The sequence below is a fragment of the Bartonella sp. CR84HXZ genome, assembly GCF_042194535.1.
GTDB lineage: Bacteria > Pseudomonadota > Alphaproteobacteria > Rhizobiales > Rhizobiaceae > Bartonella > Bartonella grahamii.
Genome location: NZ_JBHIMY010000131.1, coordinates 1 through 540, shown reverse-complemented (window position 1 = coordinate 540; position 540 = coordinate 1). Strand labels below are relative to the sequence as shown.

At 43.7% G+C, this 540-nt stretch carries 2 protein-coding genes; both read right to left on the bottom strand.

Features of this window, described 5'->3' with window-relative positions; translation table 11 throughout:
- Positions 1–308: phage terminase large subunit (locus ACFIKD_RS09775; protein ID WP_375647953.1), on the bottom strand; the 308-nt coding region annotated here is incomplete at its 3' end.
- Positions 289–540 (bottom strand): hypothetical protein (locus tag ACFIKD_RS09770; RefSeq protein WP_375647951.1); only part of this gene is annotated, 252 nt, incomplete at its 5' end. The genes ACFIKD_RS09775 and ACFIKD_RS09770, both read right to left, overlap by 20 nt.

Sequence of the window (540 nt, the reverse complement as noted above, 5' to 3'; positions counted from 1 at the left end):
ATACGACCATCAATTGACTTAATCGAAGATTCCCCAACCTTGTAATAGTCCTTTAAAAAGTCATGCGCTTCAATGGCACGTTTAATTTCCTCCAATGAACTTTCTGCCAAAGAATTCTGAAACTGACGTGCACAAAGAATAGTGCCCGATATCCCTTGCATACCAAATTGATAGCCTTTTAAAGCCGCCATCAATGCAAATGATCTTGTCTTTCCAGACCCTCTCCCTCCCCAAGCCGCACGCACCAAAGCCGTACCTGTAAAAATCGGTATAAGCTTTGGTACAATATTAATCTGTCGTGTCGTCATTGACCAAAGGCGCGATTTCTACACGCGTTATCACCTTAACGGCTCCCCCATCTTCCCCAGTCACCTGTAAAGGCAACACCTTACCAAGCAACGCTAAATAAGCCGCTGGACATTCCATAGCCTGCTTTTCCAAATAAGAAATCAAACCATCATTACCAATTTTATTCCCAGCATTCTCAGCAGCCTTAACCACTGCTTCTTTTAAAATGCGCGTCATCTTATTCGGAACGCC